A 26,844-nucleotide genomic window follows, 5' to 3' on the forward strand; every position below is an offset into this window, starting at 1 on the left:
AGATTTTTCCGTTATTTTATTATGGTTCATCAAAACTTTAGTAATCATCTCTCTCAAATATTAGGCGTTCCTATTAATAGTATTGAATTCTGTTCTTCTTTTTATGAAGTAAGAGAAGTCAAAAAAAATGAAATTATACTGAGGGAAGGAGAGGTTTCTGATTCAACTTTTTTTGTTGAAAAAGGACTATTGAGAATGTATTCTATTGATAAGGCTGGAAAAGAGCACGTGATCCAATTCGCACCAGAAGGTTGGATCATTTCTGATACGACCAGCCAGTTACTGAACGAAAAATCCAGATTTTATATCGAGGCAATTGAAGAGAGTACGATTGTTATTACAAGGGATGGTTTTTTTGAACATCTTGCTAAAGAATATCCAGAAGTTGCTGAGAAGAACCAAAGATTGATGTTCAATCATATCAAGAATCTTCAAAATCGTGTGAATGCACTGATCAGTACAACTGCTGAAGAACGCTACTTGGAATTTCTTAAAAAATATCCCAACCTGATGCTGCGCGCGCCGCAATGGATGGTTGCTTCGTATCTTGGGATCACACCAGAGAGTCTGAGCCGAGTAAGAAAAGAATTGGCGAAGAAAAAATTTGAGATCTAATATTTTGAATAGATTTTTATTATTAATTCTCTTTTCAATTTTCAGTTTCGGACAAAATCAATTAAAAGAAAACCTCGGTCATAAAACATTTTCTGCTAAAGTCATCGGGATAACGGACGGCGATACGATGGAAATTCTTTACAAGAAAATGCCAATCAAAATCCGTCTCGCTCACATCGATTCTCCTGAGAAAAGAGGAACCCAACCTTTTGGTAACAACGCCAAAAAGGCTTTATCCGATCTTTGTTTTGGAAAAATGGTTACGATAAAAGCGGAAAAATACGACCGATATAAACGGTTGATCGCAGTTGTCATAAACGATAAAGGTCAAAATGTGAATAAACAAATGCTGAAGCTAGGAATGGCCTGGCATTATGTAAAATATTCCAAAGATGCCGACTATGCAAAACTGGAAAACGAAGCCCGAAAAAATAGAGTGGGACTCTGGCAAGATAAAAATCCGATTGCACCGTGGCTTTGGCGAGAAAAAAAGAAAAAATGAATCACGAAATTTTAAAGGCAAATACCTCCGATATTCCGGAGTTGTGTCAAATGATGAAAGATTTCTATGCGATTGACCTTTATCCGTTTGATGAAAAAATAACGACTGATAATTTTGTGAGATTCATCAATAGTGATAATTATGGTGAATGCTTCAAAATTGTTTTTGAGGAACAAATTGCTGGTTATATTATTCTTACTAAATATTTTAGCTTTGAGTTTGGTGGAGAGATTTTATTTTTAGACGAATTGTTTGTGAAACCAGAATATCAAGGGAAATCTCTTGGTAAAAAGGCTTTGGAATTTGTGAAAGATTATTCGGTGGAGAATAACTACAAAGTTGTGCTTCTGGAAATAGAAAATCACAATGACAAAGCTAAAAAACTCTATGAGCATTATGGTTTCCAAAATCATAAAAGGAGTTTGATGATTCTTAAGAATTAAAAAAATACTAAAATTTATAATTATCAGTTTTACAATAATATTTAGGGTCACAGCCAGTAAGTTCACAACCCCCGAAATAATATTTCTTTTTATTTTTCTTCATAAATCTTCCTGTTGTTAATCCATAAAATATAGGTAAAACCTTTTTATCACTTTTACAAATTGGACAAACTAAGCTTTTATTTTCTCTAAAACTACAGTTAACGGTATCATTAGTTTTCTTTTGAGAAAAAACCATTAATGATGCTATTGCAAAAAACAAAAAGAACATCCGTTTCATATTCTAATAGCTAGGGTTTAGTTTTATTAATTATCATTCCTTATAAATTAACCTGAATTCGGGATAAGAGAAGTTTTATAATATCAATAGAAATGGGCTTTAGCCCATTTTAAAGATTGAAAAGAAGATTAGCTTTAGCTAAAACTTATCATAAATTTCGGCTGAAGCCGTTTTGAATTACAATCTTTACATCGGGCTAAAGCCCGAGGCTATTGATAATGCATTTGTATTTGATATACAATTATTTAAATAAATTCCTTATCCCGAATTCAGGTTAAATTAAATATACTGAGATTCCTGTGGAATGAAAATATTGCGCTTAAAAGTGATTAATTAAAATCAGCAACCGCTTCATACACTTTTTCAAGATAATATTTCTTCTGTTCATCAGTCGCAAAAGAGTAGTTGAAAGAGTTTTTGACCAATGTGATAATATCTTCCTTAGAAAGATCCAGAGCTTCCTGAACGGCTTGGAAGTTAGCATTCATATAACCTCCAAAATAGGCTGGGTCATCAGAATTGACCGTTGCTTTGATGTCTCTGTCCAAGAGTCTTTTCAATGGATGATTGGTCATTACATCTGTATTTCTCAACTCAAGATTAGAAAGTGGGCAAACTGTTAATGCTAGATTTCTTTTCACAATCTCCTGAACCAGATTCTCATCTTCCAGACATCTGTTTCCATGGTCAATTCTTGCAACTTTAAGAATATCGATGGCTTCCCAAATGTATTCAGCGGGACCTTCTTCTCCGGCATGAGCCACTGGAATGTAGCCTTCTTTTACAGAAGCCTCAAATACATTTTTGAATTTTGCTGGAGGATTTCCCATTTCAGAAGAATCCAGACCAACAGAAGTTATCAGGTCTTTGTACGGAAGTGATTGCTTCAAAGTTTCAAAAGCTGATTCTTCGGAAAGATGTCGTAGATAGCTCATGATGAAAAGAGAATTGATTCCCCATTTTTCTTTCGCATCCAATCTTGCCTTTTGTAATCCATTAATAACGGTTTCGAAAGCGATTCCTCTTTCCGTATGGGTTTGTGGGTCAAACATTATCTCTGTATGGATCACATTATTTTCATAACATTTCTGATAGTAAGCCATTGCCAGATCATAGAAATCTTTCTCTTGAATCAAAACGCCGGCTCCGGCATAATAGATGTCCAAAAAATCTTGAAGACAAGAGAACTGATAAGCTTTCTTGACTTCATCGATGGTTTTATATGGAATCTCGATTTGGTTTCTTTGGGCAATTTCGAACATCAATTCTGGTTCAAAACTTCCCTCGATATGTAAATGTAATTCAGCTTTTGGAAGTGCTGCAATAAAATCTTTCATAGTTTTTGATTTATCCAAAAATAAAGAAAAAAGGCTTTAGAAATCTCCTTCCAAAGCCTTTTTAATAAAAATAAACTGTTTATTTGTCTATTGAGCCCATTACTTTTTGAGCGAAGGAATTCAAAGCGTCTTTTTCGCTCATTCCGTTATTTACATTTGCGTGGACTTCCAAAGCTCCGCAAATGTTTGTGATCAGTTCCCCGGTAACGTTCAGGTCTTCTTCAGAAACATTTCGGAATTCTGAAAAACTTTCCAAAACTTCCAAAGTTGCTTCTAGATTTTCTGGCGTTTGGTTTTGATAAAACTGTCTTATGATTGGTAACTTCATATGTCTTTTCTATTGTTTTTTATTGCCATATGTTATCGCCTTATTTTCATTGGTCTTTTTTATAACTTTGATTAATGGCGATTTCATATCAATTCAATTATTTGATATCGTTGAAAAGATTGTTAAGGCTTTCCGCTTGATTGGTCTGAACCTGATTTTTCAAAGCTCCACCCTGGAACACGGCAAACGTTGGCAAGTTGTCAACTGTAGCTAGTTTTCTGCTTTCCGGTAATTTTTCGGCATCAACATAATAGAAAGGGATTGCATCATTTTCTGAAGCCAATTTCTTGAATTTTGGTTTCATGATTCTGCAGTTTCCGCACCAAGTTGCGCCATATTGAACTACTACCTTGTCATTTTCACTTACGATCTGTTGTAAGTTATCTTCTGTTAGTTCTATGTACATAATTTCAATTTTTATAATGTAACAGTGTAGCAATGTAACAATTGATTGAACAAATTGTTACACTGATACATTGCTAAATTGTTAGATTAAAAATTTTAGTTTTTGCTGAAGTATTCTGCAACACCAGTTCTGTTGGCGTTCATTGCCTCTTTACCTTCTTCCCAGTTTGCAGGACAAACTTCTCCATGTTTCTGAACGTGAGAATAGGCATCGATCAATCTAAGATATTCTTTCACATTTCTTCCAAGTGGCATATCATTTACAGACTCGTGGAAGATCTTTCCTGTTTCGTCTATCAAATATGTTGCTCTGTAAGTTACATTAGAACCTGTATAAACTTCATTTCCTTCTTCATCATAATCCAGATCCTGATCTACAATACCAAGGATGTTTGCCAATTGTCTGTGTGTATCTGCAAGGATCGGGTAAGTTACACCTTCGATTCCTCCATTGTCTTTTGGTGTGTTCAACCATGCGAAGTGAACTTCGTTGGTGTCACAAGATGCACCAATTACAACTGTATTTCTTTTTTGAAATTCTGGTAAAGCTTCCTGAAAAGCATGCAGTTCTGTAGGGCAGACAAAAGTGAAATCTTTTGGATACCAGAACAAAATTACTTTCTGTGCATTGTTTACAGCTTCTTCAAACACATTGATCTTAAGATCGTCACCCATTTCGCTCATTGCATCAATCGCAACACTTGGGAATAATTTACCTACTAATGACATAATATTTAAGTTTTAAATTGTTTAAAATTAACAGAAGCGAAATTACAAAGATTTCGTGAATTGAATATTAAAAATCGATTTATAAAATCTATCAAAACAAAAGACTTGAAATTAACAGTGTTATATCAAGGTATTAAGCCTCAAATGATTATTTTAAATCGAGTATTACTTAAGATTTTATTCAAATTTCAAACAATAAATTAACAAATAAAATGAGCAAAATCAGAAAACTTAAATTTTTGAAAATAAAAAAACATCACTGAAAAGTGATGCTTTGATTTTATAATTGATTAGAATCAAAATTGGTCTAAACAATTTTTGATTCTTCTCATTGCTTCTCTCAATTCTGTCTCAGAAGCAGCATAAGAGAAACGGATGCATTCCGGGCTTCCAAAGCTTACACCGCCTACACAACCAACGTGGGCATTTTCCAAAAGGAACATTGCAAAATCGTCTGCATTTTTGATCTCAGTCCCATTCAAAGTTTTTCCTAAGTAATAAGAAATATCAGGGAAGAAGTAAAATGCACTTTTTGGAAGATTACATTTGAAGCCTTTGATGTCTTTCATCAATTCGAAGACCAGATCGCGTCTTTTGTGGAATTCGGTGATCATATATTGCAATTCGGATGGATCCATTTGCAAAGCAGCGATAGAAGCTCTTTGGGCAACTGTGTTGGCACCGCTGGTCATTTGTCCCTGGACTTTGTCACAAGCGCTTGCCAACCAAGCTGGACAAGCAGAATATCCAATTCTCCAACCTGTCATTGCGAAAGCTTTACTCATTCCATTGATAACCGCAGTTTGTTCATAAACTTGTGGAAAACTTGCAATTGAAATGTGTTTTCCCCCATAATTGATGAATTCATAGATCTCATCAGAGATGATCGTGATATCGGGATATTTTGCCATCACGTTTGCGATAGCTTCCAACTCTTCTTTTGTATAATAACTTCCGGAAGGATTGCAGGGAGAGCTGTAAAGCAAAGCCTTCGTTTTTGGTGTAATTGCCTTTTCCAATTGCTCAGCTGTAATTTTGAATTCAGTTTCAATGGAAGTTTCAATAAAAACAGAAGTCCCGCCAACAACTTTTACCATCTCATCATAGCTTACCCAATAAGGTGCCGGAAGGATCACTTCGTCTCCATCATTGATAATTGCCAATAGAACGTTGATTATTGATTGTTTTGCGCCATTTGAAACACAGATCTGTGTTGGTTTATAGTCGAGGTCGTTATCTCTTTTCAGTTTTGCAGAAATAGCTTGTCTGAGCTCTAAAAATCCAGGGACAGGAGAATAGTGGCTGTAATTTTCATTAATAGCATCAAAAGCAGCTTGCTTTATCTTTTGTGGGACATCGAAATCTGGTTCTCCCAAGGTTAAACTTATTACATCGATTCCTGCCGCCTTCATATCGCGTGCTTTGTTGCTCATCACGAAAGTCTGAGAATAACTCAGTCTATTCAGTCTATCCGAAATTTTACTCATGAAACTATATTATAAATTAGATTTAAGGACAAATATAATTTTTTTAGCCAAAAAAAGCGATGATATACATTAAAATTCAATTGGAAAAATTAATAAAAAACCTGATGTTTTATTAAGAAACCCAATGTTTTGCTTTGGTCAAGGTTGTTTATAAAGAAGAATTTTTAACAAACATTTGTTAAATTAAATTATTTTTGATTGAAATTACGTTAGAAATTATAAAAATATAATATGTATAAGAATATTATACTAATAATTAGTTATTTTTGTGGATGAATTTTTAAGGGTTTTGCCAGCGTTAAAAAAATTCGTTTTTAAGTAAAAAACACGATTTACACAAATGAATTATAGATCTGTCCATTATTTTGTTTTAATATTCTTAACGTTCTTCTTCTGTGGATTCCTTGGTGCTGAGGGACTTGACCTGGAGCGGATAGAACAGGAGGTCATTAGGTATAACAGAGAGGGTAATCATAAGCTGTCCCAGAAGAAGCTTGCAGATTATTTACTTTCTGATAATTTGACGAAGGAAGAAGAAGCTAACATTCTTTTTTATATTGCCACAACCTATCGCAGTGTCAATGATCATATGATGTGTCTGGATTATCTCAATCGATCCGAAACTATCGCAAAGACTTTGCCGAAAGATAATTTGTTGAGGATGAAGCTGGATTATGAATATGCTTTTGTTTATTTTGATTTCAATCAATATGATAAATGTAAAGAAGCCATGGCTCATATTGCAGCTCAGAAATATATTAATGCTCATCCGGAGGACGATGCTTATATTCTGATGCAGGAAGGGTTTTTATTTCTGAAGGATAAAAAACTGGAAGAGGCAGAGTTAAAGTATAATGAGGCTTTGAAAATAATGAAAGGGGTTAGTACTTGTAATACACCTGTGGTTTTTGGAAAAATGATCGAATTATATGGTTTGAAGAAGGATGTAAGGAAAGCAGAGAATATTTATGCGGAAAGCATGAAAGTTGCGGAAAGTTGTAATATACTGAAGTATAAGATTTATTCTGCTTCTGAAATGGAGAAGGTATACAAATTGAATGGACGTCTTGATGATGCTTATTCCATTGGGGCTTTGCTGGATACACTTAGAAAAATGGACGATCTGGAGACCAAAGTTGCTGAAATGCACATGATAGATAAAGCGTACGTAGAGAAGGAGCAATTGAAGCATGAGGAGTCTGATCTTTTTGGGGTTATTGTTGTACTTGTTGTTGTGGTTATGGTAGCTGGATTTTTGGTGTTTGCTTTTTACAGGAAAACCAAGAATCTGAAGAAAGATAAATTCATGATCAAAAAAGAGCTGGAGTTGGTGAATCGGGAGCTAAATTATTATTCTCAGAATAATCCCGATTATAATGACGATTCTATAGATCAATATTTGTCTCCGATTGATGTAAAAAAGCTAACAGAGAGGCAAAAAGATCTTTTAAAATTGATGATTGACGGATTGTCGAATAAAGAAATTGCAGAAAAACTTTTCATTACAGAGAGTACGGTAAAATATCATATTAAAAATATTTATAGCTTGTTAGAGCTGAAAGACAGGAAGGATCTTTTCAAGAAAATCAGAAGTTAGCATATAAATACTGAATGAGTACCGTATAAATACCTACAACATTGCCCATACAAAGACTATCCCAAAGGATAGTTTTTTCTTTTTAAATACAAACTAACTGATAGGATAGTTTCTTCTTGTGTTATTATTAATAATATTGCAAAATATTTGGAAAATAAATAATTGTAAAAAATATTATTTGAGACTATTTTGATGGTATTTGATTAGTGCTAACTGCTAGATTCATCAAATTAAATCAAGATAGTTTGAATCAAATTTCTTACCAAATGTTAATTGTATAACACAAAATAGAATTTTAATTTTGCATCCCGAAAATTTATTAATACAGAGATGATAAAAAAACACCTTTCTTTATTATTTATAATATCTTATTTTTTACTGAATGCGCAGACCGATCTTGTAAGATGGGCATTGACTTCTGACGGAAGTGTAAGTTATTCTGCTGGTAAAGTAATTGCAACAGCTGTCGGCACAAGCCAAAATCCAGTTTCCTATAATTCTCAAGGAATGACCGTGACAGGATGGAATAATGGCGATGTAGTACATTACCGCTATTTTGGATTTTCAGTAAGCTCTTCTAATGGGAATCAGGTAAAAATTTCGAATCTGGCTTTTGAGCAGGAAAAGCTGAATCCCGGACCTACACATTATACCATAAGATATTATGTTGCACCAAACAACAGCAGTATCGATGATTATGCCTATATGTATAGTGTAGGTTCTACGATATTGGTGAATAATGAACCTATTGCTGCCAATCCAGTTAAAAACATTCCCTTAAATGTAACACTGACGGGTACCCAAACACTTATCGTACGTTTCTATTCATCTGGAAATAATTGGAATGGCGGTTGGAGAATCAAGGCCAATACTTTGAAGTTGACCGAAGAACAGGCGACTGTACCGGTTGCAAACAATGATTCTTATTCTGTGTATAAAAATACCAGTACGAATCTGGATGTATTGTCCAATGATACTTCAGGTTCGGCCATCACGGGTATTACAATAACCCAACAACCTGCGCACGGAACTGTAACAGCAAACGGAATTACAAATATAACCTACGTACCATCAACAGGTTATGATGGTACAGATTCTTTCAAATACAAAGCTGTGAATGCGACAGGTTCATCAAATGAGGCTACTGTAAGTATCAATGTAATGACAGCTGTACCGGTTGCAAATAATGATTCCTTTACTGCTTACAAAAATAACGAATCGGACTTCAATGTTTTAAGTAATGATACCTCGGTGTTGGCCATCAATGGAGTAACTGTCACCCAACAGCCTGCACACGGAACATTAACAGTAAATGGAACCACAAGTGTAACATATAAGCCGGAAACAGGATATACCGGAACCGATTCCTTTAAATACAGAGCAAGTAATTCTACTGGTTTGTCAAATGAGGCTACTGCCAGCATCAGTGTCATAGAAAATGTAAATACGCCTTTGACAAGATGGAATAATTCCAATTTTACAGCCAGTGTTTATAATACACATATCAACGTTGGGAATATAACATCTACAGTAAACCAGTCATACGTTTCAAATATCAGTATCAGTGGCTATAATGCTTTTCAGACTAGCGGTTGGCCAGATAAAAATGCGGTGACGGTAGATAAGTCAAAATATATCCAGTTCACGATCAGTCCGAAAAATGGTTATAAACTGAATTTGTCTGAGTTCAATTTCTTGTGTATGTCACAAGGAGGAGATGCTAAAATCAAAATAGATTATTCTCTTAGTAGTAGCTTTACAACATTTTTTAATGTTTTGCCGGAAACTATGGTTACAGGAACTGGTCCAAATACGATCTCTCTGACCAATTTCTCAAAACCGATCGCGACAGACGGACAGGTTGTATATCTGAGAGTTTATGTTTATAATACCTGGAATGCCTTTCAGATCCTTTTAAAGAATGGAGATAATATTGGTCCTGCATTTTTCGGAAATGTTGAATTCAGTTCAACGGCACCAATAGCATATGATGATACTGTGGCAAATATTGTTAATAATGATATTGATATCAATGTATTGATCAATGATGATTACAGTAATAAGATCAATTCTTTGACATTTACCCAGCCATCGCACGGAAGCGCAACACTTAATGCTGATAAAAGTATCAATTATGTTCCTGCCAAAGACTACATTGGTGCAGATGCTTTCACATATTTTATTACGAATGAATATGGTGTTTCCAATTCTGCAACGGTAATTATCAATAATGGACCGAATGTTACTGCACCACTTATCAGATGGGATAATACTAATTTTACGGCAACTTCGTTCCAATCATTTATAACTTCTACAACAGTTACGGGTAATGGTGGTACAGGAATAACAGTAGGAGGAGAGACCAACCCTAAAGTTTTTTATGTGGAAACTCAGAGTGGGCAGGACAATACAAATTTCAATTCATCAAGATATATCCAGTTTGTACTAGAGAATAACAGCACAAATAAAACTATTGAGCCAAAAACATTTGATTATTATGCAAGTGGGACGAATAACTCGAAGTATGAAATAAGATACTCCAAAACAGCAGATTTTTCAAGTGGTGTAGTAGTTATGGCTACAGGTAATGTTCCTACTGCTTACACTGCACAGAACTTCTCATTCGATAATGGATTCAAATTAGCACCAGACGAAAAAGTTTATATTAGATTATATCTTTATAATAGCTACTACGTTCAATATAAAATGCAGTTTATCACTGGAGGATTGGGTCCTGAGATTGGAGGGATATATTATAATTTAGTTAATACTTCAAATGATACAATATGGCTAAATCCAGCTGATCCACACTGGAGCAATGGAACGCCTAATGCTACAAAAAATGCAATCATTGATACAGGTTATGACACAACCACTTATGGTAATTTTGTAAGTAGCAATCTTACTGTAAATACAGGAGGAACCCTTACTATCAATACCGGAGGATATGTCACTGTAAATGGACAAATTCTGAACAATGCTTCTGCTACAGGGTTTGTGATTGAAAACAATGGCAATCTATTGCAAAATGGAGCAGCGGCTAACACGGGCAACATCACTGTGAAAAAACAAGCGATCATACCAAAAATGGGCTATAATTATTGGTCATCGCCAGTTTCCGGACAGAATCTTTACCAGTTTTCAGATGGTTATAATCAAGCTAATGGAGGCACTGGGACAGGAACGCCCTGGAATAGATTTTATATTTACAATGAAGCTACTGACTATTTTGTGACATCGATTACTGCGGAGAATATCGCTCTAAACTCTTCATCCACTTTCTTGCCTGCAAGAGGTTATGCGATACGTGGTAAAAATAGCTTCCCGGATAATGTTACTGTTACCACAGCGCCATCCCAATTCCAATTTGTCGGAACACCACAAAATGGAGATATCAATTCATATAATTTGAGATGGAGTGGTGCGGCAAAAGGTTATAATATGGTAGGAAATCCATATCCATCCAATATTAGCTTTGATGATTTCTATGAGCACAACAAAACTAAGGTAAATGGTACAGCCTATTTCTGGACCAATAACGATGGGCAGATCACGTCCCAGCAAAGCACTAATTACAGTGGAAACAATTATGCGATCCTGAATTCTACAGGTGGTGCTTCGGCAACATATTTTGGATATAACAATAGAAAACCAAATGGGAACATTGCTGTAGGACAAGGTTTTATAATTCAGGCAAAAGAAGCAGGCAAAGGTCAACCGCTTAACTTTACGAATGCGATGAGAACTCCTGATATTGCGAATTATTATAACAGAGGAGCTCAGAAAAATAGATTCTGGTTGGAGTTCAAATCACCAACAGATGTAAACAACGAAATTTTAATTGGATATATTAATAATGCTACGAATGCTTTTGATATAGATTACGATGCAGACTTGTTGGCAATAGGAAGTGACTCTTTCTGGAGTATTTTGGACAGCCATAAACTGGCTATACAATCAAAAGATCCTACTTTCAACTTAGATGATATTACAAAGGTTGGATTCAAAGCTGCAGTTTCAGGGAACTACACGATTTCTTTGACTGATAGAGACGGGATATTCAAAGATGCCCAGTCAGTATATTTGAAAGACAAATCTCTGAATAAAATTGTTAACGTAACCGATGGGCCTTATATTTTCTACACCAATTCTGGACAGTATGAAGATAGATTCGAGATTGTTTACAGGTCGTCCGTAACACTTGGAACTAACGATGATATATTAAAAGGTATCATTGTCACAAAAGACAATCAGAATTTCGTTGTGAGGTCGGATGATAATATTGATGAAGTTGATCTTTATGACTTGGCCGGAAGGTTGTTGTTCAAAACCCAAAATGCTAAGAAAGAAGTAATGATAAACAAAACAAACCTTGCAGAAGGGATGTATATCATCAAAGTAAGATCGGGTAACAAAGTGGTTACCAAAAAAGTCTTGAGATAACACAATTTACATATATAACTTTCAAATCACTGGGGTATGATCTGATCAGCCTCGGTGATTTTTTATTTTATATGAACAGAATATTCAAATCTTTTCATAATTTCGCCTTATGTCTTTAGAATTAATTTTAAAATATTTCCCGGAAATTACCAGCGAGCAAAAAAATCAATTTGCAGAATTAGAAGTTCTTTACAAAGACTGGAATGAGAAGATCAATGTCATTTCCAGAAAAGACACAGATAGTCTTTATGAAAAACATATTCTCCACTCTTTGGGAATAGCAAAGGTAATGGAATTTGCAGACAGGACCAAGGTTTTGGATATCGGAACAGGAGGTGGCTTTCCTGGCATTCCATTGGCCATTTTATTCCCAAATGTACAGTTCACCCTGGTAGATAGCATCGGGAAAAAAATCACAGTAGTGAAAGGAGTAGCCGAAAGCCTTGGCCTGAAAAATGTTACAGCTCATCATATGAGAGCGGAACAGTTGAAAGAAAAGTTCCATTTTGTCGTCAGCAGAGCTGTTACACAAATGCCGGTGTTTTTAACTTGGTTAAGGGGAAAATTTGAAAAAGAACAATTCAATCCAAAGCATAACGGCATTCTTTATCTCAAAGGTGGCGATTTAGCAGAGGAACTTGCCGGATTAAGATGCGAGATTTTCAGTCTTAAAAATTATTTCGAAGGCGAATTTTTTGATACAAAAAAAGTGGTTTACCTATCAAAGGGTAATTTTAATAACTAAATAAAAGAAACGATTATGAAGAATGTATTTATTTTATCAATGTTGACCTTGTTTTCAGCATTGGTTGTGTCTTGTAAAGACAACGACGATTACACAGAGATCACGAATGTTTATGCATCCAAGATTGACAGTGTCCAGATTCCGATGGATACAATGGCGCTTGGCGTTACACAGGAGATGAAGCTGTATTCCACATTTACGAAAGCTTGCGAAGGAATTTACAGCTACGATTATCAATATACCAACGATTCTGTCAGAACGGTCGCTAATTTTGCCTACAAAACAAACGATGTTTGCGGAGACGGAACTTATGTAGATGGTAGCAGGGTTAATTTTAAACCTACGAAGACAGGAACTTACACATTCAAATTCTGGACAGGGAAAGATACAGCTGGCACCAATACTTTCCTTGAGAAGAAAGTAGTAGTAGAGTAGATCTAGGAGCTTGATCCCGCTTTCCACTCATACTCCTCGCGCCCGGGCTTTTCCCAAAGCGTGCTGTGGGGTAACCGTTGCAATCGGGGCTATAAACTTTGTCTTCTAATCGAACATCAGACAAAAAAACAAGATTTGTCATTCCATAAGGATCTTAACGTGAATCTGCAAAATCAAATTGATTAGCGAGAAAATAGACTGAAACATTAAGTAAATCCAACAAAAATAATTAAATTGAGCCTTTAAGTTTTTAAAGGCTTTTTTATGCAGTTTCTTCAGAAAATCATTTCAGAATTATTAGAAAACCACCAGGACATTTCTGAGCTGGATATTGTTCTGCCCGGAAAAAGACCAATGGTTTTTATCAAGAGGATTCTGCAGGAAAAGCAATATCAAGGACTTTTACCCAACTTTGTCACAATAGATGAACTCATCGCAGAACTTTCTGAAAATATAGAAATCAAAGGAATCGCACTTTGGTTGTTTGCATTTAGGATTTATAATAAAATTGATCCCTCCGAAGATTTTTCAGGTTTTCTGAAATGGTTCCCGACTTTGCAGAAAGATTGGGACGATATGATGAAATTCTCAGATGACGACCAGAAAATCCTGCTTTGGATGCTGGACGAAGAGCGCATCAAAAATTGGGGCGAAGATCTTGGAGATGGTGACAATCCAAGAAAACGAAACCTCAATTTCTGGCGGAAGATGAACGAGTTTCTTCCCCTTCTGAAGTCAGAACTTGAAAAGGAAAATCTCGCCACTTCCGGAATGCTTTATCAGGAAGCTTTTTCCAAGATTGAGAACTTTGCCAGACAAACCAATCGCCAATTTGTGTTCTGCGGATTCAATGCGTTGTCCAGAGTGGAAGAGCATTTGGTAAGACAGCTTTTGCAATGGAACAAAGCAGAAACGTATTTCCAAGCCGACCAATATTACATCGATGACGAAAGGCAGGAATCCGGAAAATTTCTGAGAGAAACTTTGAAATGGAAAGAATTCAATGATAGCAGGGATTTCAAATGGATTGAAAATCAGTTCAATCAACCAAAAAATATCAAAACTTACGAAGTTTCAGGAAACATCGTTCAGGCAAAATTCTTACCCCAGATCCTGAAAAAAATCCCTAAAAATGAATGGTCAGAAACAGCTTTGGTTTTGTTGGATGAGAATCTTTTACCAGCGGTTTTAGACAGTCTGAATGTTGTGGAAAGTGTGAACATCACAATGGGATTTCCATTGAAGAATCTCTCGTTTAGTAATGCGGTCAAGAAGCTTTTCTATCTTCAGAAACAGCAGGAGAAAAAGTCGTCGAGTTACTATTACGCCGATGTTTTGCCAATCTTGGAAGAATTGCCAAATGACGAAAAGGACTCCGAAGTTATCAGGGATTTTATTGCATCAATAGAGGAAAGAAACATTGTTTACATTTCAAAAAATCTGCTGGCAGAACTGCTTGGAAACTTAAGTTATTTCCAACTTCTTCAAAAACCGGAAAACTATCAGACTTTTTTGGATTTGCTGATTAAGTTTTGCTACGAACTCAAATTCAAAGAACTGGATGATATTCAGTATGAAAATATTGCGTTGTTTGAGAACGTTTTCAAAATCATCAAAAACCAATTACTGCCTTATCAGATTGATGTCAAAATAGAAACGCTGGAAGTTTTGATCAATCAATTGGTCAATTCGGAAAGTATTGATTTTGTGGGTGAACCATTGGCAGGGTTCCAGATCATGGGACTTTTGGAAACACGTCTTTTGAACTTCAAGAATATCATGTTATTGTCAGTTAACGAAGGGAAATTACCTCTAGGAAATACTCAGAATACTTACATTCCGTTTGATGTCCGCAAGAATTTTGGACTGAATACCTTCCTGGAAAATGACAGTATTTATGCTTATCATTTTTACCGATTGATTCAGAATTCGGAAAATGTTCATTTGCTTTACAATGCTTTGAGTTCAGGCGTTAACACGGGCGAAAAAAGCCGTTTTATCACACAATTGGAAATGGAAAGTCCGCATCATATAGAACATATCATTATCGAAAATTCCTCTGAGCCAATTGCTCAGGAGCTAATGAAAATTGAGAAAAATGATGAAGTAATACGACTCTTAAACGAATGGAAAAAGCGTGTTTCCCCTTCACATCTCGTGACCTATCTTTATAACCCGATTGATTTCTACCTTAATAATCTTCTCAAAACCAGAGAGACCAACGAAATTGAAGAAGAGCTTTCGCAAAGAAATTATGGAAATCTGGTTCATTACGCTCTGCAATTTTTACACGAACCAATTAAAGGTAAAATATTATCGGTTAATGATTTAGAAAGCTTACTTCAACAAACAGATTTGGCAATTGATTTTGCCATTGAAAAGCTGAAACATCAACAGGAATTCTATGAACGGGGAATGAATTACATCCACAAAGAAATTGCCAAAAGGGTAGTCCGCAATATTGTGGAATATGATTTGGAGTTGGTGAAAAATGGTTCGGCTTTGGAGATTTTGGATTTGGAAAAAGAGATCAACTGTGATTTTTTCCTAGATGAAAATCGAAACGATAAAATCATTTTTTATGGTTTTATCGACAGAATAGACAGATTGGACGGAATCACCAGAGTCATTGATTACAAAACAGCAAAACCAAAAAATCTGACCATTAATCTAGGAAAAAATAAAGAAGAAAAACTCCCGGAATTATTTTTTCGAGACGATTACAAACAAGCTTTACAACTTTCAATTTATAAATTCTGCATCACCAATTCTCTTGATATCAAACCGGAAAATGTAGAAACTGCGATCTGGTCTTTTGCAGAAGTCAACAATGGTCCGCAAAACCTCAATTTCATTGATATTGAAGATAATGAAGTAGAAGATTCTATCAGAAACTTGATTTTTGAAATCCTGAACCCTGAGATTCCTTTTGAAGAAAAAGAGAAAGCGAGTTGGTAGGTTTGACAAGTATCTAAAACATAATTTTGTCATTCCGTAGGAATCTAGAGATTCCTACGGAATGACAAAATACCGTTTAAAATTTATACTTGAGAAGAGTTAAGGTTGATTTTTTAACTTCAAATCAGTCAATTTTCCTCGTACTTTCTTCATAAACTCTGCACCTGGGTCTTCCTTGCCCGTAAAATAGCTGGAATCCGTTTCTTTCCAAAGTTTAGAATTCCTGAAAACACCATATTCCGAATGTCCGATGAGATATTCAATCGGATACTTCTTCGCAAGATATTTGACCAATTCTGCGTTGGCTTCAACTTGTTTGTCGGTCAAAGGCTGAGATTTGCTGCCTATATTTTCTATGCCGATGGCGCAATAATTAAGTCCGATCGTGTGTCTGGCAAATAGTTCTGGGGCAATCAATTGATAAACTGTTCCGTCTCTGTCAACCAAAAAATGAGCAGAAACATTCAATGAACTTTGTTTTTTGAGTGTTGCTCTTTGGTTTTCTAAATATAAATTATTGAAATATTTAAAATTGGATTCAATCGTTCCGCCGGCGGTATAATGCAGAACAATGATCTTCGGTGTGATATTCGGGGTTTTCTGAACCAGATTGTGATGTTCTTTCATATAATCCAGACTCAGCTTCATTCTTTCCTTAGAATAATCTATCGGTTTTTGAATGATTTTAAGGTTTTGAGCCTGAATAACCAAACAGAAACTCAGAAATAATATTTGAAAAAATTTAGCCATAACGATTTTAAACCACAAAAGTCACAAAAGTTTTTCACTTATCACTTATCATCCATCGATTATCGTTGATAAAAGTAATGTCCTGTAATCGTCCAACTGAAAAGACAATCTTCCAAAACTTGTCCTGCGCCAATGTTATGGGAGATCAAATAACGTTTACCATCCGCTGATCTTTTATTGACAACAATTCCAATATGTGTCAGATTTTTTGGCAAATCCCAGGTCACAATATCACCCGGAACATAATCTTTCGCATCATTGGTAATAGGTTTCACCTTCCCGAACCTCGAAAAGAAAACCCCCAGATTTGGAACTCGTCTATGGTCGATATTGGTATCTGGCCTTTTCAGTCCCCATTTTTTTGGATATTTGGAAAAATTCTTCGCCATGTCTTCATGAACTTCTTTCTGCAAATCAATCCCCAATGCTCTGTAAGCTCTGATGACAACATCTGTACAAACACCTTTTCCTGCAGGAACATCGCCATTCGGGTATTTCAAAACGAAATAAGTCGGGTCATAAACTACTTTGTCTTTAGTTAAATTAATGGCTGCATTGGAAAGTTTGGATTGGAAATTCTGCCCAAGAATTGTGACGGAAACAAAGAAAAGAATTACGAAGTATTTTTTCATATTAAGTTTTTTTTACCACAAAAGTCACAAAAGCAGAGAATAGGTCTTTTGTTGCTTTTGTGGTTTATAATCTGAACGAAAAAACCTGCAAAAATATTCCGCAGGTTTTTGTTAAAAATATATAAGATCGATTTGGTCTTATCCAAAGGCATTGATGCCTGTAATATCCATCCCGGTGATCAACAGATGGATGTCGTGCGTCCCTTCGTAAGTGATCACAGATTCCAGATTGGCAGCGTGACGCATCATCGGGAATTCTCCCATGATGCCCATTCCGCCAAGCATTTGACGCGATTCTCTGGCGATATCGATTGCCATTTTGACATTGTTTCTTTTCGCCATAGAGATTTGTGCAGGCGACGCTTTATGCGCATTTTTAAGATTTCCTAATTGAAGGCAAAGCAGTTGCGCTTTGGTAATTTCAGTCAAAAACTCAGCTAATTTCTTTTGCTGAAGCTGGAAGGAAGCAATCGGTTTTCCGAATTGTTTTCTCTCTTTGGTATATTGAACAGCGGTACAATAACAATCAATTGCGGCACCAATGACACCCCACGAAATCCCATATCTCGCTGAGTTAAGGCAAGACAAAGGTCCTTTCAAACCTTCTACATTTGGAAGTAGATTTTCTTTCGGAACTTTCACATTATTGAAAACCAATTCCCCGGTTTTGGAAGCTCTCAAGCTCCATTTGTTATGCGTCGTTGGCGTTGTGAAACCTTCCATTCCTCGTTCCAGAATCATTCCTCTTACCTTTCCATCTTCGCCTTTTGCCCAAACTACGGCAATGTCTGCAATAGGAGAGTTGGTGATCCACATTTTTGCACCATTCAAAAGATAATGGTCGCCTTGGTCTGTGAATTTGGATTCCATTGATGATGGATCGGAACCGTGATTAGGCTCTGTCAAACCAAAACATCCAATCATATCACCGGAAGCCAGCTTCGGAAGGTATTTTCTTTTTTGCTCCTCGGAACCGTACTCGAAAATAGGGAACATTACCAAGGAAGACTGAACAGAAGCCGCAGAACGAACCGCCGAATCACCTCTTTCCAATTCCTGCATGATCAAGCCGTAGGAGATTTGGTCAAGTCCGGGACCGCCGTATTCTTCAGGAATATATGGACCAAGTGCCCCGATATTTCCCAATTCTTTCATCAATCCTGGAATATCAGTGTGGTTTTGTGCTGCTTCATCGATTTTCGGCATCACAAAACTTTCTACCCAACTTCTTACAGAATCGCGGATAAGCTTGTGTTCTTCGGTCAATAAAGAGTCTATTGAATAATAATCTGGTATGCTTGTTAATGGATAGTATGACATTGTTTTTGTTTTGCCTAAAAATAAAGCTTTTCCTGAATTACCAAAATAGATTGTTAACAAATAATTCATTTTCTGAAAAACGTCATAAATGCTCCGCAAGCCGTTTTGAGACCTGCACAACTTTGGCGGAGGTTAGAAAACGAGGGTTTTGCGACCAAACGACTTTTACTTTGATCTGAAAACCCTCGTTTTGTGACAAAAGTAAAAGTCGTTTTGTTTCCCACGAATTGTGGGAGACTTCTGTCAAAGTTGTTTGGTTTGGGAACGGTCGTTTTTTAATGAAATGATTTTTATTTTTTACAATGATGTGGGGATTAATATTAATTTTATGATGCATAAGTCACGGATTACAAATCCGCGATATCTGGTGATTATTTAAATAGAAATAATTAACGCAAGCGCAAGCATCTTGCTTGTATCTACACAAAAGATACGAGCGAGGCATTCGCACCAGCAATAAAAAAAGCTCCAGACAATGGAGCTTTCACTTTATTTCTCTTTCACATCCTTAATTACCTGCTTCTCTGCATTCTCTGCTTTCTTTTTCTGCGCACGTTTGTCTTTTCTTTGTTGCGCTCTGGATTTTTTCTCATCCCGTTTTTCTTCTCGGATGACTTTGTTGGATTTGGTATTATACAAAGCTTCGAGAATGCCCTGTCCGGTTTTGCTGAAGATCTTGATTTTTGGTTTTTCGTGCGTACCAGTAACTACAACAGGGAAACCAATCCATCCACCAGGTGGCAGACCAACTCGGATTCGGAAATCGAGTAAACCGTTGAAACTGGACGTTCCGCTAATCGATGGTCTTAAAACTGATACTTTGAAAGTAAACGGGGCAACGTGAATCAAATTGTTTTTGATGTTCGTTTTGATGTCAACGCCTTTCATATCTGGATTATTAAAGGCATTCGCACCAATGTCATTTCCAACAGCTGAAAGCATTTTCAGGTTTTTGACTTCCACGTCTCTGAGATTGACATTTCCGCCCCCTTCCAGAGATGGATAAATCGGTTTCATATTCGCATCGAAATCACCTTTCAATTTGTAATCCAGGGAAACAATTCCTTTCACATCTTTGGCAGCTGTCGCCATTTCACGCACCATATCAATTTCTTTGTAAGCTCTCTGGACATCGAAGTTATCAACCTTCAAAGCAACATCGTAATTGGCTGTAATTGGCGATTCGTTCTGATATCTCGCATCTATTCCCATTCGACTACCGATAATATCGAAAGTTGTATTTTTAAGGTAAACTTCGCCTTTGTTGACAGAAGCCAATCCAACAAGGTTATTCAGTCCAAGCCCTTTAAATTCTACTTTTTTCGCATTCGCTTCCAATGAAACATCCAGGTTTTTAGGAACAATCACGACACCGCTGCTTTTCGGATTTTCTTCTTTCGCATATTCCACGGCCAGTGATTTGTCTTTGTTGTCGCCTTCTTTCAGCGCCATAAATTCATCAATCAAAATATAATTGGATTTCAAATGAAATCTTCCGTGCAATGTTCCTTTTCTTTCGATGAAATAGTTGATGGTGTTCAGCAAATATCCATTCAGAGCAAAATCTGATTTACCATAAGTTGCAAAGAATTTTCTAAACCACATTTTTTCATTTTCAAATTCGAAGTTTCCTTCTTTTATGAAGAATGATTTCGGAAGATATTCGGTTGTGGCTTTGATATTTTTTAAGATCAAGTTTCCTCGGTTATCAAGCCTGCTGTATTGTCCGGTGGTTGCGTAACTTTGACGGCCATTCAAAGATAAATCCGCCATTATCAAACCGCTGACATCAAATCCTTCTTTCTTGAAAACCTGATAGATTCGGCCAATGTTCAAAACGCCTTTTGCTCTGACCTTGTACAGCAAATCCTCGAAGTTTTGAAGGTCTGCATTCACAAAGACGGGATTGCCTTCAAAATCAAATTTGAACGGATCGAGTTTTACACCCAGACTTTTGAAAGTTCCATCTGTATTATAAATATTCGCTAAAATATTGATGTTCTGAATGGCATTTGGATAATATTTGGTTTTCAGCCAGCCGTTTTTCAGATTCAGATAACCTTTTGTTTTCGGGAATAATTTTTTATCAAGGCTGAAAATTCCGTTCGATTGAATATCCGTATTCATAAGACCTTTCAGCTCAATATCTTTCAATCCAAGCGCTGAATCTAAAGTGGTCAAATCAATTCCGCCTTTGATGTTGGCATTGATTTTCATCTCGTCCATTCCCTGCGTTCTCACAACCGCTCGGAACTTATTGTTTTTTCCTAGGTCAAAACTCAGATTTCTCAAATCGAGTAGGAGTTTGTTGGTATCCAATGAAGGTAAATCGATATTCAGATCCATATTCAGATTGTTCATCGGAACCGGCGCATTGCTGTTAGAAACAAAACCGTTACCAACTTTCAGACTGGCTTTCAAATCGGGTTTCTGGTTTTTCGGCTCGCTGAATCTCCCTTTTAAACTAAAGAATAAATCACTGTTGCCTTCAATTTTGGTATCCTTCACCCAAGATAAATACTGAGGAGGAAGAACGGACAACATATCTTTAATCGTCGTTTTTTCCGAGGCCGCATTGATATTCAGATTATATCCATCCTTCAGAATACTCACAAATCCTGTGAATTTCAAAGGAAGTTCATTGATTCTCAACTCATTCTTTCTCAAAACAAAAGTCAAGGCATTGGTGTTGATTCTCGTGATCAAATCGGCGTGAAGCGTTTTCTGTTGTGCGTACCAGATTCTGTTCAAGGCAAAATCGACTTTATCGATATCCAAATCGGTTTCCAAATCGAAAATATCTTCACTCAAGCCGCCTTTTCCTGTGTAATTAAGTCCTTTTGCATTAACCAAAACGTTTGCTGTGTGGTCATTGTATTTGATATTCCAGTTCTTTAACTTAATTAAATCTAATTTGATTGATGCACCAGCTTCTGTTGTATCTTTTGGTTTCTCGGAAGGTTTGGAAACGTAAACATTATAATTCGCCTGACCTTTGGAATTGACGAAAACATTGGCAGTGGCGTCGTTCACATAGATCTCATCGATTTTGATTTCCTGGTCAAAAATCAAATTCTTAAGATTGATTCCAACCGCAACTTCTTTAGCGGCTAAAAGTGTATCCTGTTCAAACGGTTTGGAACCTTTGAGTAGAAAATCGTCCACAGAAACCGTTAATGATGGGAAATGACGAAAAAATGTAAGGTGTGTTTTCTTGTAATCCAATTCTCCTGCAAGATGTTTATTAGCGAATATCTTTACCTGCTGAGAAATCGTTCCCGGAAAAAGAATCGGAATAATGAACATTAGAAATAGGATAGAAGCCATCGTAATTCCTAACCATTTTAATATTTTCAGCACCACTGTTGTTATATTTCCCGCAATCATAAACTTACATTTTTATGATTAATTCAAAGACTGTGCTAAAAAAAATGCTTTCAAATTCGAAAGCATTTTATATGGCTGTTAATTATTTTAAAATGAGAATGATATTCTTGTGCGATCCTATAATTTCAATCAAGATCTCAAATAAGGTTTGTCCTTTTCCATCAATCAAATCATCCAGTTTTTGTTGGATTAATTTGACATTAAATGGTTTTCCTTGCCTGATTTTATTATCATAAAATTCCTTAGTCAAATCAAAACCCAAATCTTCTCTCGATTTATGAGAATCTTTCCAGATAATATCGGAATCAACACCGTAAAGAATGTCATCAAAACCATCCAAAGTCCCGACTTTCCAATCTTCATCTTTCATAAAAAGTTCAGAAACTTCGTTGTAAAAACCTTTTAAATCTGAAAAATGACCGCCATTGATGACAGTCATTTTTTTATTATTGATTTCGTTTTTCATTTAATTATTTCCTTAGATAGATATTTCCGTATTTGGATTCAAGACTATATTGTGGCCCGTTTCCAAACGTTGTAGTCACTAAGGTATGAAAATCATCCGAATCTTTTCCGGCAAATTTGGTTTCTAAATTGGAATAAATTTGTCCGTAATAGGTTTCAGCAGAAAGTTTTCCTGTATTTTTCTCCAAAATCGTAGCATCAATTCCTCCATAAGTTGCATTCACACTGATTTCTCCACCAAAATTTTTAACTTCTACCAATCCATATTTGGCTTCAATTTGAGTTTTAAGAGATTTCGGAACTTTTATTTCCAATTCAATATTGATATCCACTCCGTTGGACATCGTGTTGAATGTCGCATTGTTTGCTTTACAATATTGCTGATAATCTTCTTTGGTTTTGAAAGTTAGTTTCTCATTTCCCTTATGAACCGTGATTCTATGCGGAAGATTGTCTATTCCGGAAACATTTCCTTCGATAACAAGAGAATTGCCTTCTTTTGATTCTTTGATTTGAAACGCTTCATTGTTTTCATTGTCATTGATGTTGACAATTCCCGAGATCTGAACTTCGTCTTTGTCCCAAGTGCTGATCTTGATCAATTGAGGATAATCGAATTTCAAAGATATGTTCTGATTTTTGGTTGTGGGAAAGTTTTTATTGATTGGTTTTTGTGCTGTAATCACTCCGAAAACGAAAGTCATTACAAAAATTATCAGACTTTTCATTTTGCTCTCAGATAAATTTTACTATGATCTGAACGAACTTCTATATTCGTTCCGCCGCCGTTTACTTTTCCGATGAGTTCATCACCAAAACGGATCATGTCGTCTTTCTTTTCAATATCAATTTTAAAATCCGGAGAAATGTAGATCTCGCCATACGAAGTTGTTGCTTTCAGGTTTGCTTTTACTGATTTTGGAAGACTAACATCCGTGTGTCCATAAACCGAAATAATGGATAAAGGACCTTTCACATTCTGGCTGAAAATTGCTTCCACATCTCCATAGATAGATTTTACAGTTGCAGGTCCCGTAATATTTTCTAATTGAACATCGTTGTAAGTTGCAGCAATTTCAATCTCATTTTGCATATTCCTGAAAACAACATTTTCTCCATATTGGGATTGATGTTTAAAGGAAACAATAACAGTTTCAGGAACCAATATTTTTATGGATGGAGATGAGATTTTTTTCAACGGATTAACTTCCAAAATGCCATCTTTTTCAGAAACATTGATTCCGAGTCCCGTGTTGTCTATAAGTCCTAAAGCATTGATTGACTGAAGTCCTTCTGCACGTTTGTCCTCCTTAGGGGTTTTATCTTCCAAAGAGAAAATGATCTCATTTCCTTTGTAGCCTTCTACCGTTACTTTTCCAAGATTGATGAGTAGTTTTCCTTTGTTTTTAATGACTTTGTATGTCTTCGGATTTTCTTTTGTTGTAGTTGTTTGAGTTGAATTTTCCTGCGCTTGGAAGGAAACTGTCATCAAAGCGAACATAATCAAATATATGTTTTTCATATGTAATTTTTTATTGTTTTTATTTGCCATATGTTATCGCTGAATCTTTATAGATATTTGCGTTCCTAATTATGGCGATTTCATTGTATGTAATTTGTCAATAATTAATGAGTTATTTATATAAAAGCTTTTAATATTTCATTAGAACAGCGTAGGCTTCATCTTTCACAAAAGCTACTGTTGTAGGGTCTTGGGCGAGCGCCAAAAGTTTCGTGTTAACTTCAGCGCTAAGTTCTGAGGTTTGTTTTTCAGCCAAAAAGGAGATGAGTTCTTTCTGTACCATCGGGTCATTCTGCTGAATGAAAATCTGTTGAATTCTATTTGTTATAGCAGGATTTTGCTTTTGTATTTCTAAGGCTGAAACTGCGGCCAATCTTACATTCGTGTTTTCGTCGGAGATGGCTTTTTCAGAGAGGAAATCAATTATTTTTGAATCATACTCAGAAAAACTCTTTACCAAAGCTATCCCTTGCAATCTGGAACTTGCAGAAAATTCATTATTCATCAATTCTATGGCGTTGGCTTTATCAGAATGATCTTCGTCTTCAGTATTATAATTAGGAACAAAATTTTGATTACCAATTGATTGTTTTGGAGAATCAGAACTGTTATTAGCAAGAACTTTTGCGTTATTTTTTCGTATTTTAGTCTCTGTTTCTGATTCTTTTTTAGGAATTAATGTTTCAACGAGATTTTCATCTTCTTTTTTCGGAGTTTGCTTCGTTGCAATAACAGTTTTATCGATTTCTTTTTCTGACCACAAATTAAAGATTCCAAAACTTAAAATAATCGTAACGGAAGCAGCGATTGCCCAAGTTTTCAATGGAAATAGCGGACGTGTTTTACTAACAGATGGAGTAGAACTATCCAGCTTGGACATTATTTTGTCAAACATTTCGTCAGGAACTTCGAGATTGTCAAATTCATCTCTGTGGTCATTGATATATTTTTTAAGCGAATCTTTCATTGTGTTGTTTTGGGTTTAATTTTTCAAAAATTTTCTTTTTAGCACGATGGTAATAACTTCTTACGGTTCCGTGCGGGATATTTAAAATTTTTGCTATTTCTTCCTGTGGCATTTCCTCGAACAGAAAAAGATTGACAATCGTTCTGGTCTGCAAAGGAAATTCTGCAATAATATTTTGAAGTTCTTTTACTCGAGATTCCATAGCTAACTTTGCTTCCAACTCGTCATCTTCTATGTCCAATATTTTATCATCTTCAATTTCTGTAAAATAGATTTTATTTTTCCGAAGATAATTAAGCGATTGATTGATAGCAATTCGCTTGATCCAACCTCCAAAACTTTCTACATTTTTCAGAGATTTGATTTCAGAAAATGCTTTCAAGAAAACCTCCTGAAGAATATCTTCCGAATCTTCTCTATCATTGACGATACGATAGATGGAATTGAAAACAGCCTTAGAATAACGATGATAGAGTAGAGAATACCCCGAATTGTCTCCGAAACTGCATCGTTCCAACAATTCTTTATCACTGATATTTTCTGTTGTTGTCTTCAAAAAGTTATTCGTTTTTTTATGGTTCTATATAATAGACGCAAACCAATTCCAAATGTTGCAGCTTTTTATATTTTTTTCTGATTTTTTTAATTATTGTTCACACGGTTTGGTTTCAATTGGGATTTTAAAAATATCGATTTTTTCTTTTTCCGTTTTGTTGTAGATCTCTTTGGCTTCTTTACTGTCTACACTTAAGCCGTGATAGACATAAGTGAAAGTATTATTTGGAGAATTGAGATTAGCAAAAATCATCGATGGGTCTTTTTGATATTTGCTCCAAAATGCTTCCCATTTTTTAGGAGTGAGGTTGACTTTGGAATCGTAAGCATTACGTCCTTCGATATTATATTGTTCTTTGGTAAGTCCTTTAATTTCGAAAATAAAATTTTCTTCCGAATCGGATATTTTAAGAATAAGTCCTGGTAGTCCAAAAAACTTATAAGGTCCATCGCTAATTGGGATTTCATTCGTGAACCACGCAATCCATTTTCTCCCTCCAAAATTCGTTTCCGCTTTCTGAACGTTATAATTAAATAACTTACTTTTGTCCTGTTGAATCTTCCAAATTGGTTTGCAAGTATAAGTTGTCAAATAAACTTTATCGAAAAAATTCTCTTCAGTAATTGTAGTTTGAGATTTCAAATCCTTATGAATCAAATTCTGTAATTTCCATTGTAGCTTTGGACTTGGAAAACTTCTGCTTCCTTCATCCACCAGCTTGGTTTTTATGGAATCATATTTAAATTTTGCCAAAGATTCGAAATAAGAATTCTCATCATTTTTTAAAAGAACAGTTAACTCAGAATTATAATCTTTTGATTGTTGTTCGGTTTTCCATTTGAAGTCGTAGATGATTTTATACGATTGTGAAAATATTGCAATGGAACTGATGATTGCAAATAGGCTTAATAATAGTTTGAATTTCATAGAATAGTTTTTGA

23 protein-coding genes are annotated in these 26,844 nt (G+C 35.6%); 8 read left to right on the forward strand and 15 right to left on the reverse strand.

Annotation, left to right across the window (positions count from 1 at the left end; translation table 11 throughout):
* The first annotated feature begins 21 nt into the window (after positions 1-21).
* The 3 genes from BLT30_RS16045 to BLT30_RS16055 are packed head-to-tail and all read left to right on the forward strand — an operon-like array spanning position 22 to position 1,560.
* Entirely contained in the window at positions 22-615 is a 594-nt protein-coding gene (locus BLT30_RS16045; RefSeq protein ID WP_089874582.1) for a Crp/Fnr family transcriptional regulator, read from the forward strand.
* Between the two features lie 4 nt (positions 616-619).
* Positions 620-1,117, forward strand: coding sequence for a thermonuclease family protein (locus BLT30_RS16050; protein WP_089874702.1), 498 nt, complete (start codon positions 620-622; stop codon positions 1,115-1,117).
* On the forward strand, positions 1,114-1,560 hold the full coding sequence (locus tag BLT30_RS16055) for a GNAT family N-acetyltransferase (protein ID WP_089874704.1): 447 nt from the start codon (positions 1,114-1,116) through the stop codon (positions 1,558-1,560). The genes BLT30_RS16050 and BLT30_RS16055 overlap by 4 nt, the downstream gene beginning before the upstream one ends.
* Before the next feature lie 609 nt (positions 1,561-2,169).
* Here BLT30_RS16055 and BLT30_RS16065 read toward each other — a convergent pair.
* From BLT30_RS16065 to BLT30_RS16085, 5 genes are all read right to left on the reverse strand, one after another.
* Positions 2,170-3,177, reverse strand: coding sequence for an adenosine deaminase (locus BLT30_RS16065; protein WP_089874584.1), 1,008 nt, complete (start codon positions 3,175-3,177; stop codon positions 2,170-2,172).
* Between the two features lie 79 nt (positions 3,178-3,256).
* Positions 3,257-3,505 carry a DUF6952 family protein gene (locus BLT30_RS16070; RefSeq protein WP_027381819.1) on the reverse strand — a complete coding sequence of 83 codons (249 nt, stop codon included), beginning with the start codon at positions 3,503-3,505 and terminating at the stop codon, positions 3,257-3,259.
* 97 nt (positions 3,506-3,602) lie between these two features.
* Positions 3,603-3,911 carry a thioredoxin family protein gene (locus BLT30_RS16075; protein ID WP_089874585.1) on the reverse strand — a complete coding sequence of 103 codons (309 nt, stop codon included), beginning with the start codon at positions 3,909-3,911 and terminating at the stop codon, positions 3,603-3,605.
* Positions 3,912-4,006: 95 nt separating this feature from the next.
* Entirely contained in the window at positions 4,007-4,639 is a 633-nt protein-coding gene (locus BLT30_RS16080) for a peroxiredoxin (RefSeq protein ID WP_089874586.1), read from the reverse strand.
* Between the two features lie 296 nt (positions 4,640-4,935).
* Positions 4,936-6,126 (reverse strand): pyridoxal phosphate-dependent aminotransferase, encoded by a 1,191-nt coding sequence (locus tag BLT30_RS16085; protein ID WP_089874587.1) that lies wholly within the window; start codon positions 6,124-6,126, stop codon positions 4,936-4,938.
* A gap of 340 nt (positions 6,127-6,466) precedes the next feature.
* On the opposite strand from BLT30_RS16085, the gene BLT30_RS18300 reads away from it, so the two are divergent.
* The 5 genes from BLT30_RS18300 (at position 6,467) to BLT30_RS16110 (ending at position 16,304) form a co-directional block, all read left to right on the forward strand.
* The gene (locus BLT30_RS18300; protein WP_245707196.1) at positions 6,467-7,723 is read left to right on the forward strand and encodes a LuxR C-terminal-related transcriptional regulator; all 1,257 of its coding nucleotides are present in this window, start codon (positions 6,467-6,469) and stop codon (positions 7,721-7,723) included.
* A gap of 330 nt (positions 7,724-8,053) precedes the next feature.
* Complete coding sequence (locus tag BLT30_RS16095; RefSeq protein WP_089874588.1) at positions 8,054-12,166, forward strand: Ig-like domain-containing protein; 4,113 nt, start codon at positions 8,054-8,056, stop codon at positions 12,164-12,166.
* A 109-nt stretch (positions 12,167-12,275) separates the two neighbouring features.
* Complete coding sequence (rsmG, locus tag BLT30_RS16100; RefSeq protein ID WP_089874589.1) at positions 12,276-12,911, forward strand: 16S rRNA (guanine(527)-N(7))-methyltransferase RsmG; 636 nt, start codon at positions 12,276-12,278, stop codon at positions 12,909-12,911.
* A 15-nt stretch (positions 12,912-12,926) separates the two neighbouring features.
* Positions 12,927-13,346, forward strand: a complete 420-nt coding sequence (locus BLT30_RS16105) for a hypothetical protein (protein ID WP_089874590.1) — start codon at positions 12,927-12,929, stop codon at positions 13,344-13,346.
* Positions 13,347-13,610: 264 nt separating this feature from the next.
* Positions 13,611-16,304 carry a PD-(D/E)XK nuclease family protein gene (locus tag BLT30_RS16110; RefSeq protein ID WP_089874591.1) on the forward strand — a complete coding sequence of 898 codons (2,694 nt, stop codon included), beginning with the start codon at positions 13,611-13,613 and terminating at the stop codon, positions 16,302-16,304.
* 99 nt (positions 16,305-16,403) lie between these two features.
* Here BLT30_RS16110 and BLT30_RS16115 read toward each other — a convergent pair whose 3' ends face one another.
* The 10 genes from BLT30_RS16115 to BLT30_RS16165 form a co-directional block, all read right to left on the reverse strand.
* The gene (locus BLT30_RS16115; RefSeq protein ID WP_089874592.1) at positions 16,404-17,054 is read right to left on the reverse strand and encodes a peptidoglycan recognition protein family protein; all 651 of its coding nucleotides are present in this window, start codon (positions 17,052-17,054) and stop codon (positions 16,404-16,406) included.
* A gap of 59 nt (positions 17,055-17,113) precedes the next feature.
* On the reverse strand, positions 17,114-17,686 hold the full coding sequence (locus BLT30_RS16120) for a DUF1287 domain-containing protein (RefSeq protein ID WP_089874593.1): 573 nt from the start codon (positions 17,684-17,686) through the stop codon (positions 17,114-17,116).
* 138 nt (positions 17,687-17,824) lie between these two features.
* Positions 17,825-19,006, reverse strand: coding sequence for an acyl-CoA dehydrogenase family protein (locus tag BLT30_RS16125; RefSeq protein WP_089874708.1), 1,182 nt, complete (start codon positions 19,004-19,006; stop codon positions 17,825-17,827).
* 489 nt (positions 19,007-19,495) lie between these two features.
* Positions 19,496-22,393, reverse strand: a complete 2,898-nt coding sequence (locus BLT30_RS16135) for an AsmA-like C-terminal region-containing protein (RefSeq protein ID WP_089874595.1) — start codon at positions 22,391-22,393, stop codon at positions 19,496-19,498.
* An 82-nt stretch (positions 22,394-22,475) separates the two neighbouring features.
* On the reverse strand, positions 22,476-22,859 hold the full coding sequence (locus BLT30_RS16140) for a barstar family protein (protein ID WP_089874596.1): 384 nt from the start codon (positions 22,857-22,859) through the stop codon (positions 22,476-22,478).
* 4 nt (positions 22,860-22,863) lie between these two features.
* Entirely contained in the window at positions 22,864-23,586 is a 723-nt protein-coding gene (locus BLT30_RS16145) for a hypothetical protein (protein WP_089874597.1), read from the reverse strand.
* Positions 23,583-24,380 carry a DUF4097 family beta strand repeat-containing protein gene (locus BLT30_RS16150; protein ID WP_139166694.1) on the reverse strand — a complete coding sequence of 266 codons (798 nt, stop codon included), beginning with the start codon at positions 24,378-24,380 and terminating at the stop codon, positions 23,583-23,585. Before BLT30_RS16150 ends, BLT30_RS16145 begins: the two co-directional genes overlap by 4 nt.
* A 130-nt stretch (positions 24,381-24,510) precedes the next feature.
* Positions 24,511-25,347, reverse strand: a complete 837-nt coding sequence (locus tag BLT30_RS16155) for a HEAT repeat domain-containing protein (RefSeq protein WP_089874599.1) — start codon at positions 25,345-25,347, stop codon at positions 24,511-24,513.
* Entirely contained in the window at positions 25,331-25,903 is a 573-nt protein-coding gene (locus BLT30_RS16160) for an RNA polymerase sigma factor (RefSeq protein ID WP_089874600.1), read from the reverse strand. The genes BLT30_RS16155 and BLT30_RS16160 overlap by 17 nt, the downstream gene beginning before the upstream one ends.
* A 90-nt stretch (positions 25,904-25,993) precedes the next feature.
* The gene (locus tag BLT30_RS16165; RefSeq protein WP_089874601.1) at positions 25,994-26,830 is read right to left on the reverse strand and encodes a GLPGLI family protein; all 837 of its coding nucleotides are present in this window, start codon (positions 26,828-26,830) and stop codon (positions 25,994-25,996) included.
* Positions 26,831-26,844: the final 14 nt, after the last annotated feature.

Source organism: Epilithonimonas hungarica (genome assembly GCF_900102265.1).
Lineage (GTDB): Bacteria > Bacteroidota > Bacteroidia > Flavobacteriales > Weeksellaceae > Epilithonimonas > Epilithonimonas hungarica.

Excerpts from the sequence above, each read along its gene's own strand:
- BLT30_RS16045 (WP_089874582.1), top strand. The coding sequence starts at position 22 with ATGGTTCATCAAAACTTTAGTAATCATCTCTCTCAAATATTAGGCGTT.
- BLT30_RS16055 (WP_089874704.1), top strand. The coding sequence starts at position 1,114 with ATGAATCACGAAATTTTAAAGGCAAATACCTCCGATATTCCGGAGTTG.
- BLT30_RS16065 (WP_089874584.1), bottom strand. The coding sequence starts at position 3,177 with ATGAAAGATTTTATTGCAGCACTTCCAAAAGCTGAATTACATTTACAT.
- BLT30_RS16070 (WP_027381819.1), bottom strand. The coding sequence starts at position 3,505 with ATGAAGTTACCAATCATAAGACAGTTTTATCAAAACCAAACGCCAGAA.
- BLT30_RS16075 (WP_089874585.1), bottom strand. The coding sequence starts at position 3,911 with ATGTACATAGAACTAACAGAAGATAACTTACAACAGATCGTAAGTGAA.
- BLT30_RS16080 (WP_089874586.1), bottom strand. The coding sequence starts at position 4,639 with ATGTCATTAGTAGGTAAATTATTCCCAAGTGTTGCGATTGATGCAATG.
- BLT30_RS16085 (WP_089874587.1), bottom strand. The coding sequence starts at position 6,126 with ATGAGTAAAATTTCGGATAGACTGAATAGACTGAGTTATTCTCAGACT.
- BLT30_RS18300 (WP_245707196.1), top strand. The coding sequence starts at position 6,467 with ATGAATTATAGATCTGTCCATTATTTTGTTTTAATATTCTTAACGTTC.
- BLT30_RS16095 (WP_089874588.1), top strand. The coding sequence starts at position 8,054 with ATGATAAAAAAACACCTTTCTTTATTATTTATAATATCTTATTTTTTA.
- rsmG (WP_089874589.1), top strand. The coding sequence starts at position 12,276 with ATGTCTTTAGAATTAATTTTAAAATATTTCCCGGAAATTACCAGCGAG.
- BLT30_RS16105 (WP_089874590.1), top strand. The coding sequence starts at position 12,927 with ATGAAGAATGTATTTATTTTATCAATGTTGACCTTGTTTTCAGCATTG.
- BLT30_RS16110 (WP_089874591.1), top strand. The coding sequence starts at position 13,611 with ATGCAGTTTCTTCAGAAAATCATTTCAGAATTATTAGAAAACCACCAG.
- BLT30_RS16115 (WP_089874592.1), bottom strand. The coding sequence starts at position 17,054 with ATGGCTAAATTTTTTCAAATATTATTTCTGAGTTTCTGTTTGGTTATT.
- BLT30_RS16120 (WP_089874593.1), bottom strand. The coding sequence starts at position 17,686 with ATGAAAAAATACTTCGTAATTCTTTTCTTTGTTTCCGTCACAATTCTT.
- BLT30_RS16125 (WP_089874708.1), bottom strand. The coding sequence starts at position 19,006 with ATGTCATACTATCCATTAACAAGCATACCAGATTATTATTCAATAGAC.
- BLT30_RS16135 (WP_089874595.1), bottom strand. The coding sequence starts at position 22,393 with ATGATTGCGGGAAATATAACAACAGTGGTGCTGAAAATATTAAAATGG.
- BLT30_RS16140 (WP_089874596.1), bottom strand. The coding sequence starts at position 22,859 with ATGAAAAACGAAATCAATAATAAAAAAATGACTGTCATCAATGGCGGT.
- BLT30_RS16145 (WP_089874597.1), bottom strand. The coding sequence starts at position 23,586 with ATGAAAAGTCTGATAATTTTTGTAATGACTTTCGTTTTCGGAGTGATT.
- BLT30_RS16150 (WP_139166694.1), bottom strand. The coding sequence starts at position 24,380 with ATGAAAAACATATATTTGATTATGTTCGCTTTGATGACAGTTTCCTTC.
- BLT30_RS16155 (WP_089874599.1), bottom strand. The coding sequence starts at position 25,347 with ATGAAAGATTCGCTTAAAAAATATATCAATGACCACAGAGATGAATTT.
- BLT30_RS16165 (WP_089874601.1), bottom strand. The coding sequence starts at position 26,830 with ATGAAATTCAAACTATTATTAAGCCTATTTGCAATCATCAGTTCCATT.